This window comes from Loktanella sp. S4079, assembly GCF_000967725.1.
Taxonomy (GTDB): Bacteria; Pseudomonadota; Alphaproteobacteria; order Rhodobacterales; family Rhodobacteraceae; genus Yoonia.
This window is the reverse complement of record NZ_JXYE01000002.1, coordinates 1,461,782-1,480,942: the sequence shown is the minus strand read 5'-3', so window position 1 is coordinate 1,480,942 and position 19,161 is coordinate 1,461,782. Positions and strand designations below refer to the sequence as shown.

Sequence of the window (19,161 nt, the reverse complement as noted above, 5' to 3'; positions counted from 1 at the left end):
GTCAGTTTTCAAATGTTCGTGCTGCAGCGTTTCGTGGTCGAAGGGACAATCAAAAGTGGATGGGCTTCCGGTCGCGAAATCAGGTCAGGTCATTGGCCTGCTCGGTGGATCGTTTGATCCGCCTCACTTAGGGCATGTTCACATCACACGTGCGGCGCTGCGTCGCTTTGGGCTTGATGGCGTGTGGTGGTTGGTGTCACCGGGCAACCCGCTCAAACCTGTGGGGCCCGCGCCACTTGCTGATCGTATGGCAGCGAGCGGGGCGATTATGCGTCATCCGCGTGTGCAGATTACCGATGTCGAAGCGCGGCTTGGTACCCGCTACACTGCACAAACCTTGCGCGCGCTTCAAAAGCGTTATCCGCAGATTAATTTTGTCTGGCTGATGGGCGCGGATAATCTGGCGCAATTTCATCTATGGCAGGACTGGCAGTGGATCATGGACAATGTGGCGATCGGAGTAATTGCAAGACCCGGTGACCGGATCGCCGCGCGCATGTCCAAAGCTGCCCGTGTATACCGCCACAGCAAGCTATCTAGTCGATCAAGCCATTTGCTAGGGCGCAAAACCGCGCCCGTTTGGTCGTTCGTGAATGTGCCAATGTCAGATCAATCATCGACGGCGATCCGCGCCAGAGGAGAGTGGAAATGAAGCTGACCCGGCGAGGTCTATTGGGGGGTGCTGCCTCGGTGATGGCGACTGGCGCTTTGGCAGAGGCGCCGATGCGATCACTACGCCCTGTTTTACGGCCCAGTTACCCCGACCGCATCGCGCGCCTGATCGCGCGCGCTGGCGTAACTGGGGATGTTTCTGTCATTCTGACTGATGCACACACCAAAGAAATCGTCGAAGAGCACCGCTCTGATACTTTGCTGCCGCCTGCCAGCGTTACCAAGGCGGTTACCGCGCTTTATGCGATCGAGAATTTAGGTGCGGATCATCAGTTTCAAACCATTGTCTACGCTGACGGAGAGATCGTGGACGGAGTGCTGGACGGCAACTTAATCCTCGCGGGTGGGGGGGATCCAAACCTTGTTACGGATGATTTGGCCGAATTGGCCCAACGCCTGAAAAATACAGGCCTCCGAGAGGTGCGCGGGGCGTTCTTTGTATGGGATGAGGCGCTTGTCAATTTGGACGAGATTGATAGCACGCAGTTGGATTATCTGGGGTATAATCCGACCGTGACTGGTTTGAACCTGAATTTTAACAGGGTCCACTTTGAATGGAAGCTTGAGGGCGGGAATTACACCACCGCCATGGATGCGCGCAGCGAAAACTATCGGCCTGCGGTGACCAGTTCGCGTATCCGTATCGAGGATCGGAATACGCCTGTCTTTACGTATCGTGACTTGGGTGAGGTCGATCAGTGGACTGTCGCGCGTCGCGCGTTGAATAACGGTGGTTCGCGTTGGTTGCCAGTGCGTCATCCCGCACTCTACGCTGGTGAGGTCTTTGCCACCTTTGCGCGGGCGCAGGGGATCGTTTTATCACCGCCGAAAGAGATTGCAGCGTTGCCAGCGACACGTGTCGCGCTTGCGCATTTTGCGGGAAAACCGCTGACCGATGTCATGCGTGCGATGATGCGATATTCGACGAATATCACCGCCGAGGCTGCCGGGCTTGCCGCGACCAAGATCGATACCGGACAGAAGTGGGGTTTGCGTGCCTCTGCTGCGCGGATGTCGCGCTGGGCGCGGGATCGCGGCCAGGGCATTCGCGCGGATTTTGCTGATCACTCTGGCCTAGGCGATCAGTCTCGGGTGGGGGCAAGTGATATGGTGCAGTTTTTGACCGCACCCAATGTGCTGCAGACGTTGCGTCCTATTATGAAGGACATTCCCGTTGTCGATAGCGCCGATAATCGTGTCGCATCCGCTGCTGGCGCTGTGCAGGCAAAAACTGGAACGCTAAATTTCGTTTCCAATTTGGCGGGTTATCTGCGCGGTTCTGATGGGCGTGATCTGGCCTTTGCGATCTTTGTGGCGGACATGGACGCACGCGAGCGCGGCAAACTGGAAGGCGGCGAAGCCCCGCGTGGCTCCCGGCAGTGGAACCGCCGGGCTAAGTCGCTTCAGGAAAGTCTGATCTATCAATGGACAACTGCGCTATAGCGTCATGTGACGCGCACGCGATCCGCGTTCAATCGCCGCTGCATGGAGCCTGTCGAGCGCGAGTTCTTCGCGGATTTCCTCGAGCATGCGCCCCTCTTGTTCGTCGATCAATCCGTCTGCCGCCGCAACATCACAAGACAGTGCATAAGCGGTTTCAAACAGGTGCTCGGGCAGGGCATCGCGGATCAGGCCAAACAGCGCCTCCAGCCCGTCTTCGGGTTCAAGCAGATCAAAGACGATCTTGGACATGCGTGGCAGGCGCTCTGCGTCATAGTCGGCAAAGACGGGCAGCATGTTGATCGCGTTGCTGATTTCCACCAGCTCAGAGGTGCGGATATTTTCATCCGCCGCCGAAACAGCGATCATTAGTGCAACAAGCGCGTCCTGCGCAGTGAGCGGGGCGTCTTCGGTCATGGTGTTTCCTTTACTTTAGTTACCCATTTATTGACCCTGCGCCCTTGTCGCAATAGGGAGAGCGTCAGGTATGGCACCAATGGGGGTGCCCCAATATGCGAGATAAACCATGACCAATTTGCGCGACGCGGCGATGACATCCAAGGCTTGGCCTTTTGAAGAGGCGCGCCGGGTGCTCAAACGTTACGAAAAGAAGGACCCTGAAAAGGGGTACGTCTTGTTTGAGACTGGTTATGGCCCATCAGGTCTGCCACACATCGGCACCTTCGGAGAGGTCGGCAGAACCACCATGGTGCGCCGCGCATTCGAAGTGATTTCTGACATTCCGACCAAGCTGCTTTGTTTTTCCGATGACATGGATGGCATGCGCAAAATTCCGGGCAACGTGCCTGATCCTGCGGCGCTCGAGCCATTCTTGCAAAAACCGCTGACCGCCGTGCCTGATCCGTTTGGCACCCACGGCAGCTTTGGCGAGCATATGAATGGGCGTCTTAAGACGTTTTTGGATACCTTTGGTTTTGAATATGATTTCGCCTCTTCGACCGAGTATTACACCTCGGGCAAGATGGACGAAATTCTGCTAAAGGCTGCGGATAAATACGACGATGTGATGAAGATCATGCTGAAGTCTCTGCGCGAAGAGCGTCGTCAGACTTATTCGATCTTTTTGCCGATCAGCCCGACCACTGGCCGGGTTCTTTATGTGCCAATGAAAGAAGTCACCAAAGACGGCATGATCACCTTTACCGATGAGGATGGCACTGACGTGACTGTCCCGGTGACGGGTGGGAACTGCAAACTTCAATGGAAGCCTGACTTTGGCGCGCGTTGGGCAGCGCTTGGCGTTGATTTTGAGATGTACGGAAAAGATCACGCGACCAATACGGCGATTTACGGCGGCATTTGTCGCGCGCTGGGTGGGCGTCCGCCCGAGAACTTTACCTACGAATTGTTCCTTGATTCCGAAGGTCACAAAATTTCCAAGACTTCAGGCAATGGTCTGACTATCGACGAATGGCTGACCTATGCGGCAACTGATAGCTTGTCTTACTTTATGTATCTCAAGCCCAAGACCGCAAAGCGCATGCATTTTGATGTGATTCCAAAGGCTGTTGATGAATACCACCAACAGCTGCGTGCCTATCCTGATCAAGACGACAAGGGTAAATTGAACAACCCTGTGTTTCATATCCACGGCCACAATGTGCCCGCGTCTGATATGGTTGTGCCATTCGCGATGTTGCTGAACCTTGCATCAGTTTCGGGTGCCGAGGACAAAGAAACGCTATGGGGCTTTATTCAGCGTTATGCACCCGAGGCCTCTGCTGAAAAGAACCCGCAGATGGATCAAGCCGCAGGTTTCGCGGTGCGCTACTACAATGACTTTGTGAAACCGACCAAGGTTTATCGCGCCCCAACCGACCAAGAACGCACTGCGCTCGAAGATTTGGCTGCGCGGCTCAAGGAATGGGATGGCGGATTGGATGCAGAAGCATTGCAATCAATGGTCTTTGCGGTCGGGAAAGAGCATAATTTCGATCCTTTGCGGAACTGGTTCACCGCACTTTATGAAGTGTTGCTGGGTGCATCCCAAGGGCCACGCTTCGGCGGCTTTATCGCGCTATACGGTGTCGAAGAAACCATCGCATTGATTGAAAATCAGCTAAACAGCTAACTGTCATAAAATGTTGTAGAGAGGCCGGGTTATGCCCGGCCTTTTGCGTTGCGTCCCCCACCGTGACGGTGGTGTCAGGGCGGGTTTAGTAGTTTCACGTACCTCTTTTGCAGCGGCCAAGCGGAATGCGCGGCCAGACAAGACGCTGCCAGAGAAGGTATTTCCATGAACAAAGCGATTACAGACGGGATTGTATTTCAGCCGCTGCCATTCTCGGCAGGGTTAGGCATTTGGTCGAGCGGGGATGGAACGCCCGGCTCTGATACCTATGCCATCAGCGGGTCAGGTGTTTATGTTGCGGCTGATGCCGACTTTGCCGGATGCCTTGAGGTGCTCAAGGTCGATCCGACGGCGCGCGTGCGCTACATGGGCGAGACCCCCATTTTGCCGGGATGCTATTTGCGCGTGACAGCGCGGGTGAAGGCTATTTCTGGTCCATTCCCCGCAGTTCGTGTTTCAGGTTGGGCAGGGCTTGCTGGCGGTGCACCAGCGAGCGGACTACCCGCATTTGGTCCGGCGACCCAACTGACCAGCTATGGCCAGGTTGTCGAGGTTTCGGCGATTATCGGTACGGGTAACCGCACTGGTGTTGATATGGTCTGGAACGGCGCGGACTATGGCCACTTTGGGGTTGATCTAACCGGACCGACAGGCGGTGTCATACGCATTGACGACATCACAATCGAAGATGTCAGCAGCGTTTTTACCCGCGATCTGTTGGCGATTGTCGACGTCCGTGACTTTGGCGCAATGGGTGATGGTGTAACTGACGACAGTGCCGCGTTCGAGGCCGCAGATGCCGCCGCTGATGGGCGCACTGTCGTGGTTCCCGCCGGGAGCTATCTGTTGCAAAGCAATGTGACGATGGAAAACCACGTCAAGTTTGAGGGGCGGATCGTTCAAGCCGCCGAGCATCGGTTCATTTTACAGCGTGGCTATGATTTTGACGCCTACCTTGATGCGTTCAAGGATGAAGAGACCGCATTCAAAAAAGCCTATCAGGCGTTGATTAACTTTGCTGACCACGAGTCTTTGGATTTGTGTGGTCGGCGTATCCTGTTGACCGAGCCAGTTGACATGCAAGCCTGTGATCCGACGCGGACACGGTTCGAGACACGTCGCGTTGTACGCAATGGACATTTCGAACCAAACGATAGTGCCGCGTGGGATACGGAACTGGTGACATCGCAAGCGACCTATTCTGCGAGTGACGATTTAGTTTTGACGGATGTGGTAAACGTCGAAAACATCCCGATGGGGGCTTTGGTCGAAGGGAATGGGGTTGGTCGCGAAATCTATGTCACTTCGGTTGATGTCGATGCGCAAACCCTACAGCTCAGCGCCCCCCTATATGATGCTGAGGGCAGTCAAGTTTTCACCTTTACCCGGTTCAAATACATGTTGGATTTCTCGGGGTATGAAAAATTCAGCCGCTTCAATCTGGATGACATCGAATTTCAGGGGCGCGGTGTAGCCAGCGGTATCATTCTGGCCCCGGCTGGTAGCACCTTCCATGTCCGAGATTGTTTTATCACCAAGCCAAAGGATCGCGGCATTACCTCGCCCGGAAATGGTTGTCAGGGGATGATGATTGATCGCTGCCAATTCGTGTCGAACGAGCAATCATTGCCTGTCACCGACCGTGTCAGCATCGCGTTCAATGCCAACGCAAACGACGTGAAAATCCGTAACAATCGGGCAAGCCGGTTTAAGCATTACTGTATCCTGTCTGGGACGGGTTCATTGATCGCGGGCAATCACTGGTTCAACGGTGACAATGAAACATTGGGGGTGCGCAAGGGCGGCATTATCCTGACTACACCCAATCCCAAGACGATCTTTACGGGCAATTACTGCGATAACAATTTCATCGAATGGACGAATGAACACAGCAGCGACCCGGCCTTTGATTCGCAATTTTCCTTTGGTGGGCTAACGATCACGGGTAATATTTTCACGATCAATGATGTCGCTCCTTGGTCGCGGTTTATTGTGATCAAACCTTATGGTCCGGGGCATTTCATCAACGGCTTTGCTGTGCAGGGGAATGTGTTCCGATCCCTGAACGGCAAGATCGACAGGGTCGAGCAAGTCGATACAACATTTGCAGAGTTGGATTTTAGTCGGACACGCGGGTTCGAATTTTACGGTAACACCTTTAGCAACGTGTCAGAACCGGCGTCCAATCCGGTGATACTCGAGCATGAGCAGGAAACAGCGGCCGTAACATGGGTCATGGATACCACTGTTTCATTGCCGTTCTTGGGGCATGCCCGGTTCGTAGATAATGTGATGCCTGACGGTCCGATTACCAATAATTCTGGCACACGCATTCACGAACTGCCTTGGGCCGAGGGCGACAAAGGGTCAGACCAGCGTAGTGTGCACCTCAATTGGGGGAGCGCCGTCAAAGGGCGGGTTCGCTACCAGGTTCGGATGGACGACACATATTGATGCAGCCAATCATCCGAGAAGAGCGCCTTTGGCGCTCTTTTTGCGTTTTAGGGTAGGCGTGCTTGCTGAATTTTTGGGCGTTTTGCCGGGGTGGTGTGAAAACTTGAGCAAATTTCCGGGTGATTGCTGGCCTTGCTGCGCCATTTCTTGGCAACTTGCACAGCGAAACACCATCGCTGGGGGCACAGCATCACCTACGCTGCCAACATTCAAATGACACAAGCTGCTCCTATCGTGCCACGGGCCAAGGGGGCGTTACGGCTAAGCGCGAAACGACGGGGTGACGAATCCGTCATCGCAGATTTGCGCCAAGAGGGATCGCTCAAGGCACTGTTTCCACAGGTGCGTGGGGCTGCGTTGGATGCCGTGTTCTTGAATACTGCGGGCGGTCTGACGGGTGGTGACAAAATGACGATCGATGTCGACGCTCAGCCGGGCGCGCATGTTGTACTGTCATCGCAAGCCGCAGAACGCGCGTACCGCGCCCAGCCCGGCCAAATTGCGCAATCGTCTGTGACGCTGAACATCGCCGATAAAGGGCGCATCGATTGGCTACCGCAGGAAACCATTTTGTTTGATCAAGCCTCTCTTGCGCGGCGCATGCATGTCCATATGACGGGCACGGCAAGCGCACTAGTTGTTGAGCCGATCATCTTTGGTCGTGTGGCAATGGGCGAAACTGTCGAGACCGTCCATTTTACGGACCAATGGCGTATTTGGCGCGATGAAAAATTGGTATTCGCTGACGCCATCCGCTTGATCGGAAATGCGAAAAATATCCTTGCCCGCAGGGCAATCGCACATGGTGCGGGTGCGATGGCGACTGTCTTGTTTGTTGGTGATCAGGCAGAAAGCCTTGCGCGTCTCGGTGCGCTAGACGCGAAGAGTGGTGCCAGTTTGATCGCTGATGATGTTTTGCTGGTGCGGCTATTAGCCAAAGACGGGTTTGCGTTGCGCTGCCAGCTTATTCCTATTGTTGAGGCGCTCTCGACTGCGCCAATCCCACGTGTCTGGAGACTATGACCCATGCAACTCACCCCTCGTGAAAAAGACAAATTATTGGTTGCTATGGCGGCCGAGGTAGCGCGCAAGCGTTTGGCGCGTGGCGTAAAGCTGAATTATCCAGAGGCAATTGCGTTGATCACAGATGCCGTGGTTGAGGGCGCGCGCGATGGTCGGTCCGTTGCTGACATGATGCAGGCTGGTGCGCAGGTGATCACACGTGAACAGGTGATGGATGGCATTGCTGAGATGATCCACGAAGTGCAGGTCGAGGCAACTTTTCCCGACGGGACCAAATTGGTCACGGTCCACGATCCGATCCGTTGATTTTTGAGTATTTGGAACAAAGCGAGGTAGGGCAATGAAACCCGGAGAAATTATCCCCGCAGCAGGCGAATTGACGTTGAATGCTGGCGCGACGGCTTTGACCGTTGAAGTCGCGAATACAGGTGATCGCCCCGTTCAGGTGGGGTCGCATTTTCATTTTGCTGAAACCAACCCGGCCCTTGATTTTGATCGGGACGCGGCGCGCGGGATGCGCTTGGATATCGCGGCGGGCACCGCTGTACGTTTTGAGCCTGGTCAACGTCGCGAGGTGCAGTTGATCCCGCTGTCGGGCGCGCGTCGCGTGTTCGGATTTAATGCAAAAGTCATGGGGGATCTTTGAGATGCCAGCAACTATTTCCCGCCGCGATTACGCTGCAATGTTTGGCCCAACCGTTGGCGATAAGGTCCGGTTGGCCGATACGGATTTGATTATTGAGGTAGAGCGCGACCTGATCGCAGAAGCCGCAGGTGCGGCGATGACGGGTGGTTCGGGGGATAACGCGCTGGCGTATGGAGAAGAGGTCAAATTTGGTGGTGGTAAGGTCATCCGCGACGGTATGGGCCAAAGCCAAGCGGCCCGTGCTGAGGGCGCTGTTGATACCGTTATTACCAATGCTCTGATCGTGGATTGGAAGGGCATCATTAAGGCTGATGTCGGTCTAAAGGACGGTGTAATTGTTGCCATCGGAAAGGCAGGTAACCCAGATACACAGCCCGGCGTTAATATTATTGTTGGCCCAGGCACCGAGGCGATTGCTGGCGAAGGTCGCATTCTCACAGCGGGTGGGATTGATAGCCATATCCACTTTATCTGTCCGCAGCAGATCGAAGATGCGCTGCATTCTGGCCTGACCACGATGATTGGTGGCGGCACTGGCCCTGCGCATGGAACGCTGGCGACGACATGTACGCCGGGGACATGGCATATTGGACGAATGATGCAGGCGGCGGATGCGTTTCCGATGAACCTCGCCTTTGCGGGCAAGGGAAATGCGTCACTGCCCGCGGCATTGGAAGAGCAGGTGTTGGGCGGCGCGTCCTGTTTGAAGCTGCACGAAGATTGGGGCACTACTCCGGCTGCGATTGATACCTGTCTGTCTGTGGCTGATGCGATGGATGTGCAGGTGATGATCCATACGGATACGCTGAATGAATCAGGCTTTGTGGAAAACACAGTCGGCGCAATGAAGGGGCGTACCATCCACGCATTCCACACCGAAGGTGCAGGTGGCGGTCATGCGCCTGACATTATTAAGATCTGCGGCGAAGAACATGTGTTGCCGTCTTCGACGAACCCGACGCGGCCATTTACGGTGAATACAGTTGATGAGCATCTCGATATGCTGATGGTATGTCACCACCTTGATAAATCGATCCCCGAAGACGTAGCCTTTGCAGAAAGCCGCATTCGTCGGGAAACGATTGCCGCCGAGGATATTTTGCACGACATGGGCGCGTTTTCGATCATTGCCTCTGACAGTCAGGCGATGGGTCGTGTAGGCGAAGTGATCATCCGTACATGGCAGACCGCTGACAAGATGAAGAAGCAGCGCGGCGGGTTGCCCGAGGAAACCGGCGACAACGATAACATGCGTGTACGTCGTTATATCGCAAAATATACCATCAACCCTGCAATCGCGCATGGCATATCAAAGCATGTTGGATCAATCGAAGTCGGCAAACGCGCCGATCTGGTCATGTGGAACCCGGCGTTCTTTGGCGTGAAGCCAGAGATGATCCTGATGGGTGGCACAATTGTTGCCGCGCAGATGGGCGATCCGAACGCCTCAATTCCCACGCCGCAGCCAGTCTATTCGCGTCCGATGTTTGGGGCTTACGGGCGTTCTGTTGAAAATTCTGCGGTGACCTTTGTCAGTGCAGCCGCATTTGATGCGGGTCTTGGTGATCGTCTTGGCCTAGCCAAGCAAACGCTGCCTGTCACAAATACACGCGGTATTGGTAAACGCGATCTAAAGCTGAATGACGCGATGCCGCATATGGAGGTAAACCCAGAAACCTACGAGGTGCGCGCCGACGGGGAGTTGTTGACCTGTGAGCCGGCCCAAGAATTGCCAATGGCACAAAGGTATTTTCTGTTCTGATGGCCGTAACGTCATTTATAAAACACTTGATTGCTGCGATGCAGCATCCTACGTTGAGGTCAGGGAGGAAAGACATCGCTTTTGACGAGGCTCAATATGACTTTCCAGACGAACAACACACTGATCTCCAACCGCGAAATGTTTCTCGAGCTTGCTCGGGTCGCAGTGGTCGCGACCGTCAAATCGCCAATGACGCTCAGCAAATGGGCGCTGCGCAAGGCGACACATCGCTAAACCGTGTTTCCCCTTTGATGAAAATCAAAGGGGGCATGATGAAACAGACGTCGGTTGTGCTGGGGTTGCTGATGGCTCCGGCATCAGCTTGGGCTGCCTGCCCTAATTCTGCGGATCTGAACAACGGAATTCAATTGGTCCAGTCCGACGGTTTGGTCGAGGTTTTTCGGTCTGCAGCGGACGATTATGTTCAGGTTGATGTAGTTCTTCCGGATGGCGAACAGACGCAGTACGTATTGGCACGCGGCGTGTATTTGGTCGAGCGCGCCGCATTCGACGACGGCGAAGTGGATCCGACCAGCCGCGTTACCAATGAATTTGAGACGCCTGCAGCTCGTTTGCCCTTGCCGCAGGCAGGCACTGAATTTCGTGGCAACCAACGCGTCCATGAAATTTATCAAACCTATGATGAAAAGGTTCATGTGCAGTGGCAGGACGCTGTGTCGATGAACTTTGGTCGTTGCTCTTACACGGTTATTCCGGGGCACGTCGAATATGTGAACAGCAGAACCTCTTATACTGAAGGTCTGCATTATCTACCGCAACTCGGGTTGGCCTATGTCAGTTCCTACCAAGGGGCAGCGATGGACGCGCCGTCCACGTTTCGGGTTGTGCGGATCGAAAAGGCAAAGGGGTGATCACATGACGGCCGTTGCATATCAGATTCACGAACACGCACATGGGCAAGTTTTTGGCGAGGTGCGGTTGACCTATGACGCGCGTCTTTTGCGACGTAAACGGCTCATTACCGAAGCAGGAGATGCGTTTTTGGTGGACTTGCCGCAAACCACTTCGGTCGAGGCGGGGCATGTCTTTGTGCTCGATGATGGTCGCCAGATCGCGGTCGTCGCGGCTGATGAGCCGCTCATGCGGGTTACGGGTGATCTGGTGCGTCTTGCGTGGCACATTGGCAACCGTCACGCGCCTTGCGCAATCACGCCTGATGCACTGTTCGTGCAGCGCGAAAAGGTGATGCGCGGCATGCTGGAACAGCTTGGTGCGACGGTCACGGATGTTGATGGTCCGTTTACCCCAGAGGGTGGTGCCTATGGTCATGGGCGCACGATGGGGCATGATCACGGTCATTCACATGCACACTGAACATTTGCTGACATTGACGCAATGGCTGTCGCCTGCCTATCCGATTGGCGCATTCGCTTGGTCCCATGGGTTAGAGCGGGCCATTCAACGTGGTGACGTCAATGATGCCGCTGAGTTAGCGGATTGGCTGGATGCGGTTCTGACACTCGGGGCGGGGCGTTCGGATGCGATTTTGCTCTGTTCTGCACATGCGGCAGATGATGTTGGCCCAATCGCAGAGCTGGCCGCTGCGCTCTCACCCTCGATGGAGCGGCGGATGGAGACGATGCAGCAAGGCGCAGCCTTTGCCGCGACGACGCGGGCTGTCTGGGGGATTGAACTGCCCGATATGGCCTATCCTGTAGCTGTTGGTCGGGCCGCGCGTTTGATGGATATTCCCGCATTGCCGACCGCGCAAATCTGGTTGCAGGCATTTGCGAGCAACCTCGTGCAGGCCGCGCAGCGTCTTATGCCACTGGGGCAAACCGAAGCGCAGCGCATCTTGGCGGGGCTGTCAAAGACTTGCGCCACTGTCGCAGCAGAGGCGATAGAGGCTGAACTGGATGACATCGGAACAGCGAGTTTTGCGATTGATATCGCATCCATGCAACATGCCGCTCAGCAGCCCCGAATTTTCCGATCATAAACGAATGGAGCAAAAATGACGTCACCAAATGGGCCTTTGCGCGTTGGGATCGGTGGACCCGTTGGCGCCGGCAAGACAACGTTGACCGCAAATTTGGCAAAGGCGCTAAAGGATCATCATAGTCTGGGGGTCATCACCAATGACATCTACACCCAAGAAGACGCCGAGGCCTTGATGCGGATGCAAATCCTGCCTGCTGACCGCGTAATGGGTGTCGAAACAGGTGGATGCCCACATACTGCCATCCGCGAGGATGCCTCGATTAACCTTGCGGCGATTGCGGAAATGCGCGCGCGCCATGATGATCTTGAGCTCGTTTTTGTCGAGAGCGGCGGGGACAATCTGTCAGCGACGTTTAGCCCAGAACTGGCAGATGTCACGATCTATGTCATCGACGTTGCTGCGGGCGAAGAAATCCCACGCAAAGGTGGCCCGGCCATCTGCCGATCCGATATTTTGGTGATTAACAAAACCGATCTTGCCCCACATGTCGGTGCGTCGCTCGAGGTTATGGAGCGCGATGCAGCGCGGATGCGTGGCGATCTGCCCACGGTATTTGCGAGCCTGCGCAACGGGCAGGGCGTTGACGCGGTGATTACTCTGCTGCGCGAGGTCGGCGGATTGTAGAGGTGGACCACAGATCCAGCTTAAGCGCCGATCCTCGATCGCCCGTAACGGCCTGAACAGCCCCAAGGCTGATGGCATATTTGTCGTTTATCCGCCAAACAATGGATGGGTTCAGTTTGGCGTAGGTATCATCGTCATAGCCTTGCCCGGTTTGGATCTGTCCAATCACCATCCAATGATCACCAAGGTTCCGCCCCCATGTGAAATCGGCTTTGGCGCGCCAGATACGGTCGATGTCCCCGACGGTAGCGCTTGCGTCCATAGCGAGCCAACCATTTGACAGCCCACGCCCCCAAGAAATGCCACCGCGGGTGAGTTGCTCGACCGGGTTGATTGCGTCCGCACGTGCGCCAAGCCCGATATGCGCCGACCAAGTATTCGGTGCGACGGCCTGCCCAATGGGGAAGCTGGCAAAAACCACTGCTGCCTGAATGCGCCCTTGGTCGGCTGTATGATAATCGAGCCCCATCGTTACCGTGCCATTCAGCCCATATTCGGCATAGAACGTGGGATCATAGTTTACCGGTAGCTGCGCACCTTCGGACAATAGGAAATTTGCACCGCTCGATGTGAATAGCTGGTGATTCTCGCGCGTCCACGGTCCGGCCTGCGCGGGCGCGCAAAGCCACAAGACGAGCATGAAAAAGAGAGTGAAACGCATATGAGCCCCAGTTTGTCTTGGGGCAGTTTGCGTTAAACATTCTTAACTTGCGGTTAACCTTGTCGCGAATGTCGCCAAAGTTTGATTGCATAGGCGAGCCGCGCAATGATTTCGCGTGTATGCTGTTTTAGATGAAAATGCGTTGGGGCAGGACAAGAACATATCGGCAGAAACCCAAAATGCCGCGCGACCATCGCCGCGCGTTGTGCGTGATAGGTGTCGGTTACGATGATGATTGTTCTGTCCGCAATGATTTTTCGCGCGTTTTGAATATTTTCAAACGTCGTTTTGGATGTGCTTTCGCAAATGATCGCCTCGGCTGGTACGTCGTTTTCAGTCAATATTTCGCGCATGGCGAATGACTCTGCTGGTGTGTGTGCGCCGATGCCGCCACAGGGTACGATTACTGGGGCTGCGCCATCTTTCCATAGTTTTACGGCGTGCAGGGTGCGGCGGCGCATTGCAGGCGACGGGCCATCTTGATGTACGGCGGCACCTAGGACAAGAATGGCGTCAGCTTTCATGTTCGTGTTGGCCTCTTGGTAGGGGGATGTAAATTACTTAACAGATTTCTCGCCCTGCGGGTGTTAAGATTGACAAATTGCATATCGGTGTAGCGCAACAGCTTGGATTCTGGATCATTCTGATCATGATAGCCTCCGGAGGAGGTCGCCAGTTCTTTAGCTGGGCCTAAAATACACGTCAAAGGGGGGAGAGACCATGACAGATCAAACATCCAAGCTGTATCCGCCATCTGCCGAAGCTGCCGCGGCTGCGCACGCTGATAAGGCGACATATGATGCGATGTATGCACAGTCGATTTCTGACCCCGAGGCATTCTGGGGTGAACACGGCAAGCGCGTCGATTGGATCAAGCCATTTACAAAGGTTAAGAACACTAGCTTTGCACCCGGCAACGTCGATATCCGTTGGTTCGAAGATGGCACATTGAACGTCACGGCCAACTGTATTGACCGTCACCTTGCCGAGCGCGGCGATCAGACCGCGATCATCTGGGAACCTGACAGCGTCGACGACGAAGCCCAGCACATCACCTACAAACAGCTGCACGAACGCACCTGCAAGATGGCGAATGTTCTGAAAGAAATGGGCGTCAGCAAAGGCGACCGGGTTGTGTTGTACCTGCCAATGATTCCCGAGGCCGCCTATGCGATGCTTGCCTGTGCGCGTATTGGCGCGATCCATTCAATTGTTTTTGCTGGTTTTTCCGCCGAGGCGCTTGGCGCGCGGATCAATGCCTGTGATGCAAAGGTCGTGATCACCGCAGATGGTGCGCCGCGCGGTGGACGTGTGACAAACCTAAAGGACAGCGTGAACCAGGCGCTGCTGAATGATTTTGACGAAGTAAAATGCCTCGTTGTTAAGCGCACAGGTCAGCAGATCGCTTGGCGTCCGACAGGCGATTACTGGCTGCACGAAATGGAAGAAAAGGTTGGTGCAGACTGCCCGCCCGAAGAAATGAACGCCGAAGATCCGCTGTTCATTCTTTACACATCCGGTTCGACTGGTCAGCCAAAGGGTGTTGTGCACTCGACGGGTGGCTACATCGTCTATGCGTCGATGACCCATCAATACACCTTTGACTATCACGACGGTGACATCTTCTGGTGTACTGCCGACGTGGGCTGGGTCACTGGGCACAGCTATATCGTCTATGGCCCGCTCGCCAACGGTGCGACAACTGTGATGTTCGAAGGTGTGCCAACCTATCCAGACGCAGGTCGTTTCTGGGCCGTTTGCGAAAAGCACAAGGTCAATCAATTCTACACCGCGCCAACTGCTATTCGTGCTCTGATGGGGCAGGGGACTGAGTTTGTTGAGAAATATGATCTCTCTGACCTTAAGGTTCTGGGCACAGTCGGCGAACCGATCAACCCTGAGGCTTGGAATTGGTACAACGATGTTGTCGGTAAAGGTATTGTGCCAATCGTCGATACATGGTGGCAGACTGAAACAGGTGGTCACCTGTTGACGCCATTACCGGGCGCAACTGCGACCAAGCCGGGATCGGCTACATTGCCGTTCTTTGGTGTCCAGCCGGTGATCCTCGAGCCAACCTCTGGCGAAGAAATCCATGATACCGCTGCCGAAGGCGTGCTGTGCATCAAAGATAGCTGGCCTGCACAGATGCGCACTGTTTGGGGTGATCACGAACGCTTCGAAAAGACCTACTTTAGCGACTATAAAGGCTACTACTTTACAGGTGATGGCTGCCGCCGTGACGATGACGGGTATTACTGGATCACGGGCCGCGTAGACGACGTGATCAACGTATCTGGTCACCGCATGGGTACAGCCGAAGTCGAAAGCGCGTTGGTTGCTCATGCTAAGGTCGCCGAGGCTGCCGTTGTCGGCTATCCGCATGACATCAAAGGGCAGGGGATCTATGCCTATGTGACCTTGATGGGTGGCGAAGAGCCATCTGACGCATTGCGCAAAGAGCTGGAAACTTGGGTCCGGTCCGAGATTGGCCCGATCGCAAAGCCCGATCTGATCCAATGGGCGCCCGGTCTGCCCAAGACCCGCTCTGGCAAGATTATGCGTCGCATCCTGCGCAAAATCGCAGAGGATGACTTTGGCTCCTTGGGGGATACATCGACGCTTGCTGATCCATCCGTTGTCGATGATTTGATCGAGAACCGGATGAATAAGGGCTAACCTGACCCACTCAGCCCGAAGGCCAGAGCATCCGCTCTGGCCTTTCTTGTTTTTGAGCTAGTGCAGTAATTTACCGCTGCTTTGACGGTGAAGCGCCTCATCCACCGCCTTCAATAAGTCCGCGCGACTAATTGGTTTGCTCAGGCGAATATCATCTGGGTGTACACCGTTACCGCGCACGAGCGCTTCGTTAGCGTAGCCCGACATAAAGATCACCGGCAGATCGTCACGAATATTGCGGATGGATTGCGCAAGATGCGTTCCCATCAAAGAACCGGGCATCACGATGTCTGTCAGTAGCAAATCAAAGTGCGGGTTGGTTTGAAATATGGACAAAGCTTCGTCGCCATTCATCGCAGACGTGACCAAACATCCTTGCTTTTCCAATGTCTTCGCGATGATCTTGGCCACTTCGGTTTCGTCTTCAGCGAGCAAAACACGAACCCCTTGAAAGGGGAGTGCGCGTATCGTGACATCCTCTGGTGCAGTTAGCGCGTCTTGCTTGGTTGCCGCGCGGAAGTAGATGTTGAAGGTGGTTCCAATATTCTCTTCGGAGTAAACATGAACGGTGCCGCCTGATTGCTTGATAAAGCCTTGGATCATCGACAACCCTAGCCCAGACCCGGTGCCGACAGGTTTGGTAGTGAAAAAGGGTTCAAAGATACGATCAAGGATTTCATCCGGGATACCATGCCCAGTATCTGTCACCGACAACAGTACATATTGCCCCTGCTGTAGGGTTTCATTGGGCGCCTCAAGAAGATCGGCACCGATCACCTTGTTTGTTGTCTCGATGGTCAAACGACCGCCTTGGGGCATCGCGTCACGCGCATTCAGCAACAGATTCAAAATGAGGCTCTCGGTTGAACCGGCGTCGACTTCGATCTTCCAGAGGTCCGGCGCGAGTTTAGTCCCAATTTCTATGTTTTCGGGCAATGTGCGACTAATCCAGTTTTGCACCCCTGTGATCGCGTCGTTTAGGTTAAACACCGTCGGGGCGAGCCGCGCTTGGCGTGCAAAGCTAAGCATGTTTTTGGTCAAATCTGCGCCCCGCAATGTGGCGGCAATAGCGGATTGTACGAACTCTGATGGCTGACCGTCTTCCATCTCGTCTTTTAGAATTTCTAGATTACCCAAGATGACGGCCAGTAGATTGTTGAAGTCATGCGCCACGCCACCCGTAAGTTGCCCGACCGCGTCAAGGCGTTGGCTTTGAATCAATGCTTCTTCGGCGGCATGTTTTTCGGTGACCTCAATCAAAATCCCTTCAAGTTCGACCTCGCCGGTAGCCGATAGCACCGGGCGGCCGCGTTCAAACAGCCAGATCGGAGGCTCATCTTTTGATCGCATCACTGGATATTCGAATTCATAGCTGGTGCCTTCGGCAATGGCCGTGGAAACCGCTTCTTCAATCATCTTCAGATCACGTTCTTTGAGAACGCGAACGTATGGGGATTCGCCGTCCTTGCTTTTGCTACTGTCAAAGCCAAAGAGCCGGTCAAACCCCGCGCTGGTATACACCGGCGTCCAATGCGTATCGTTCTTTACACGGTAAAGCGCGCCGGGAATGTTATCCATGAGATTAGCAAGCTGTTCGCGGCTGCGTCGCAGCTCGTCTTTGCGTTCCTCTTGCTCTGTGATGTCGACCAGCACACCAGTTGTTGCGATGAACTGCCCATCTTTGCTGAACACTGGCTCGCACAATTCGTGTAAAGTCCGAACAGTTCCATCGTCGCGAATGATGCGCGTGACGATCTCATAGCCCGTCTCGTCCTCGTGGGCATCGGTGATGACTTTACGATACGCGTCCCGGTCGTCCGGGTGAATCCAACTCAGGTCTTTGACATATGCTGCCTCTTTTTCCCGAAGGATTGTATCGTCTGGAAGCTTGTGTGCGGTGGTGCGTCTGATCAATTCGTCGGGTGTGACGGCATAGATATCTGCAAGTTCAGGCGAGCAATAAGTCATCCGCCCGTCAATCTCATCCCAGACCCACGAACCGACCTTCGCGAGCCGCGCCGCGTTTCTATACTTCTGTTCGCTTGAACGTAGCTCAATTTCCGCCTTTAGGCGTTCGGTGATGTTCTTTGCGACACCCCAGTATCCGCTAAACAGCCCGTCCTCGTCATAAATTGGCCGCCCGGTCAGCTCCCAGAATGACTTGTCTCCACATGGGTGCGACGTCGCAAATACGAGGTTTGTTACATCTTGTTGTTTCAAAAAGATATTCGCAACCTCATCACGCGAGCGATCCTGTGGCACGAGTGTTGGAATTTCCCAAATTTGTTCGCCTATTATTTCTGCTGGCTTCGGCGCGCCGGATGTCGCTGAGCCAACAACATCGGTTACGAAATGCTCTGGTCCGGTTGTCCACTGCCAGTCAGAGGCGAGGCTCGCGTAAAACTCGAGCCGCTTTGTCTGGAGTGTCACCTGCTTTTCAGCCTTGGCGCGCGAATGGCTCTCGAAAACAAATGAGATCAGGCTCGCGATCGAAACGGCAAAGTCCTGTTCCTCGGTGGTCCAATCGCGCCGTGGCCCCGTGTGTTCAATGCAAAGAATGCCAATCATCGCTTCGATATTGTGAATTTGGCAATCCAGCATCGAGGTGATGCCGAGCTTTGGGAAATACGATGCCGCGAGTTCGTGGCAGCGCGGGTCGGACATTGTGTCATTGATGACAAGCTGAAGGTCACTTGTGACGCATTCAAAATAGTGCTCGGCCTGCGTGCGCGTAAAAATGTCACCAGATGACGTGACCTGTTTTGACGCGATCCATTGCAGGACCGCGTGAAGCGCAGATTGATCTGAGGTGAATTCCCAAATACTGACCCGATCAACGTCCAGCACATCAGCGACGGTCCTGCAGAAGAACTGCAAGGCGTCGTCGAAACCGAGGCTGGAAAACTGTCGTTCATTGATCAGTTTGCGCAGCGTAAGCTGGTACTTAGAGTTCGCGGTCCCCACCATTTCGTCCTTCTGACGTTGTAACAACTGTAATTTGCAAAACTTTGTGCGTGGTGATGTTAACGATATTCAAAAATATTTCACTCGATTAAAGGTTGTCCATTCAATTCCCAAATGAACAAGTGCCAAGCGTTGCTACTGTGAAGGGGGGGCACCTTCAATTGTAGGCAAGGCTTGGGCA

The 19,161-nt window shown here is 54.5% G+C and carries 18 protein-coding genes; 14 read left to right on the top strand and 4 right to left on the bottom strand.

Annotated features, from left to right (window positions below; all coding sequences use genetic code 11):
• Positions 1–55: 55 nt before the first annotated feature.
• Positions 56–652 carry a nicotinate-nucleotide adenylyltransferase gene (locus tag TW80_RS08535; RefSeq protein WP_045996801.1) on the top strand — a complete coding sequence of 199 codons (597 nt, stop codon included), beginning with the start codon at positions 56–58 and terminating at the stop codon, positions 650–652.
• Positions 649–2,115 carry a D-alanyl-D-alanine carboxypeptidase/D-alanyl-D-alanine endopeptidase gene (gene dacB / locus TW80_RS08530; protein WP_045996800.1) on the top strand — a complete coding sequence of 489 codons (1,467 nt, stop codon included), beginning with the start codon at positions 649–651 and terminating at the stop codon, positions 2,113–2,115. Before TW80_RS08535 ends, dacB begins: the two co-directional genes overlap by 4 nt.
• Here dacB and TW80_RS08525 read toward each other — a convergent pair.
• The gene (locus TW80_RS08525; RefSeq protein ID WP_045996799.1) at positions 2,110–2,529 is read right to left on the bottom strand and encodes a tellurite resistance TerB family protein; all 420 of its coding nucleotides are present in this window, start codon (positions 2,527–2,529) and stop codon (positions 2,110–2,112) included. The two genes, dacB and TW80_RS08525, sit on opposite strands and share 6 nt — an antisense overlap.
• Positions 2,530–2,638: 109 nt before the next feature.
• Between TW80_RS08525 and TW80_RS08520 the strand changes: the two genes are divergently transcribed.
• The 11 genes from TW80_RS08520 to ureG all read left to right on the top strand — a co-directional run bounded on the left by TW80_RS08520 (position 2,639) and on the right by ureG (position 12,676).
• Entirely contained in the window at positions 2,639–4,204 is a 1,566-nt protein-coding gene (locus TW80_RS08520) for a lysine--tRNA ligase (protein ID WP_045996798.1), read from the top strand.
• Between the two features lie 165 nt (positions 4,205–4,369).
• Positions 4,370–6,658: a glycosyl hydrolase family 28-related protein gene (locus TW80_RS08515; protein ID WP_045996797.1), complete on the top strand. Its 2,289-nt coding sequence runs from the start codon at positions 4,370–4,372 to the stop codon at positions 6,656–6,658.
• A 147-nt stretch (positions 6,659–6,805) separates the two neighbouring features.
• Complete coding sequence (locus tag TW80_RS08510; protein ID WP_239450502.1) at positions 6,806–7,681, top strand: urease accessory protein UreD; 876 nt, start codon at positions 6,806–6,808, stop codon at positions 7,679–7,681.
• A gap of 3 nt (positions 7,682–7,684) precedes the next feature.
• Positions 7,685–7,987 (top strand): urease subunit gamma, encoded by a 303-nt coding sequence (locus TW80_RS08505; protein WP_045996796.1) that lies wholly within the window; start codon positions 7,685–7,687, stop codon positions 7,985–7,987.
• Between the two features lie 34 nt (positions 7,988–8,021).
• Positions 8,022–8,327: an urease subunit beta gene (locus TW80_RS08500; RefSeq protein ID WP_045996795.1), complete on the top strand. Its 306-nt coding sequence runs from the start codon at positions 8,022–8,024 to the stop codon at positions 8,325–8,327.
• 1 nt (position 8,328) lies between these two features.
• Positions 8,329–10,089, top strand: coding sequence for an urease subunit alpha (gene ureC, locus TW80_RS08495; protein WP_045996794.1), 1,761 nt, complete (start codon positions 8,329–8,331; stop codon positions 10,087–10,089).
• Positions 10,090–10,185: 96 nt separating this feature from the next.
• Positions 10,186–10,323 carry a hypothetical protein gene (locus TW80_RS18060; protein WP_157033223.1) on the top strand — a complete coding sequence of 46 codons (138 nt, stop codon included), beginning with the start codon at positions 10,186–10,188 and terminating at the stop codon, positions 10,321–10,323.
• A 38-nt stretch (positions 10,324–10,361) separates the two neighbouring features.
• Positions 10,362–10,961 (top strand): hypothetical protein, encoded by a 600-nt coding sequence (locus TW80_RS08490; RefSeq protein WP_157033222.1) that lies wholly within the window; start codon positions 10,362–10,364, stop codon positions 10,959–10,961.
• A gap of 4 nt (positions 10,962–10,965) precedes the next feature.
• The gene (locus TW80_RS08485) at positions 10,966–11,424 is read left to right on the top strand and encodes an urease accessory protein UreE (protein ID WP_045996792.1); all 459 of its coding nucleotides are present in this window, start codon (positions 10,966–10,968) and stop codon (positions 11,422–11,424) included.
• Positions 11,414–12,049: an urease accessory protein UreF gene (locus TW80_RS08480; protein ID WP_045996791.1), complete on the top strand. Its 636-nt coding sequence runs from the start codon at positions 11,414–11,416 to the stop codon at positions 12,047–12,049. The genes TW80_RS08485 and TW80_RS08480 overlap by 11 nt, the downstream gene beginning before the upstream one ends.
• Before the next feature lie 15 nt (positions 12,050–12,064).
• Positions 12,065–12,676 carry an urease accessory protein UreG gene (gene ureG / locus TW80_RS08475; RefSeq protein ID WP_045996790.1) on the top strand — a complete coding sequence of 204 codons (612 nt, stop codon included), beginning with the start codon at positions 12,065–12,067 and terminating at the stop codon, positions 12,674–12,676.
• Here the strand turns inward: ureG and TW80_RS08470 are convergent.
• Complete coding sequence (locus TW80_RS08470; RefSeq protein ID WP_045996789.1) at positions 12,645–13,337, bottom strand: hypothetical protein; 693 nt, start codon at positions 13,335–13,337, stop codon at positions 12,645–12,647. The two genes, ureG and TW80_RS08470, sit on opposite strands and share 32 nt — an antisense overlap.
• Positions 13,338–13,390: 53 nt before the next feature.
• Positions 13,391–13,861 carry a YdcF family protein gene (locus TW80_RS08465; protein ID WP_045996788.1) on the bottom strand — a complete coding sequence of 157 codons (471 nt, stop codon included), beginning with the start codon at positions 13,859–13,861 and terminating at the stop codon, positions 13,391–13,393.
• 196 nt (positions 13,862–14,057) lie between these two features.
• Here TW80_RS08465 and acs point away from each other — a divergent pair, with 196 nt between their 5' ends.
• Positions 14,058–16,016: an acetate--CoA ligase gene (gene acs / locus TW80_RS08460; protein ID WP_045996787.1), complete on the top strand. Its 1,959-nt coding sequence runs from the start codon at positions 14,058–14,060 to the stop codon at positions 16,014–16,016.
• 57 nt (positions 16,017–16,073) lie between these two features.
• Here acs and TW80_RS17625 read toward each other — a convergent pair whose 3' ends face one another.
• Positions 16,074–18,983, bottom strand: coding sequence for a PAS domain S-box protein (locus TW80_RS17625; protein WP_052700918.1), 2,910 nt, complete (start codon positions 18,981–18,983; stop codon positions 16,074–16,076).
• Between the last annotated feature and the right edge of the window lie 178 nt (positions 18,984–19,161).

Bases quoted from the DNA above. Each gene is read 5' to 3' on its own strand.
- TW80_RS08505 (WP_045996796.1), top strand. From the start codon at position 7,685: ATGCAACTCACCCCTCGTGAAAAAGACAAATTATTGGTTGCTATGGCG.
- ureC (WP_045996794.1), top strand. From the start codon at position 8,329: ATGCCAGCAACTATTTCCCGCCGCGATTACGCTGCAATGTTTGGCCCA.
- TW80_RS08480 (WP_045996791.1), top strand. From the start codon at position 11,414: ATGCACACTGAACATTTGCTGACATTGACGCAATGGCTGTCGCCTGCC.
- dacB (WP_045996800.1), top strand. From the start codon at position 649: ATGAAGCTGACCCGGCGAGGTCTATTGGGGGGTGCTGCCTCGGTGATG.
- ureG (WP_045996790.1), top strand. From the start codon at position 12,065: ATGACGTCACCAAATGGGCCTTTGCGCGTTGGGATCGGTGGACCCGTT.
- TW80_RS17625 (WP_052700918.1), bottom strand. From the start codon at position 18,983: ATGGTGGGGACCGCGAACTCTAAGTACCAGCTTACGCTGCGCAAACTG.
- TW80_RS08525 (WP_045996799.1), bottom strand. From the start codon at position 2,529: ATGACCGAAGACGCCCCGCTCACTGCGCAGGACGCGCTTGTTGCACTA.
- TW80_RS18060 (WP_157033223.1), top strand. From the start codon at position 10,186: ATGACTTTCCAGACGAACAACACACTGATCTCCAACCGCGAAATGTTT.
- TW80_RS08485 (WP_045996792.1), top strand. From the start codon at position 10,966: ATGACGGCCGTTGCATATCAGATTCACGAACACGCACATGGGCAAGTT.
- TW80_RS08470 (WP_045996789.1), bottom strand. From the start codon at position 13,337: ATGCGTTTCACTCTCTTTTTCATGCTCGTCTTGTGGCTTTGCGCGCCC.
- TW80_RS08500 (WP_045996795.1), top strand. From the start codon at position 8,022: ATGAAACCCGGAGAAATTATCCCCGCAGCAGGCGAATTGACGTTGAAT.
- TW80_RS08515 (WP_045996797.1), top strand. From the start codon at position 4,370: ATGAACAAAGCGATTACAGACGGGATTGTATTTCAGCCGCTGCCATTC.
- TW80_RS08490 (WP_157033222.1), top strand. From the start codon at position 10,362: ATGAAACAGACGTCGGTTGTGCTGGGGTTGCTGATGGCTCCGGCATCA.
- TW80_RS08465 (WP_045996788.1), bottom strand. From the start codon at position 13,861: ATGAAAGCTGACGCCATTCTTGTCCTAGGTGCCGCCGTACATCAAGAT.
- TW80_RS08520 (WP_045996798.1), top strand. From the start codon at position 2,639: ATGACCAATTTGCGCGACGCGGCGATGACATCCAAGGCTTGGCCTTTT.
- acs (WP_045996787.1), top strand. From the start codon at position 14,058: ATGACAGATCAAACATCCAAGCTGTATCCGCCATCTGCCGAAGCTGCC.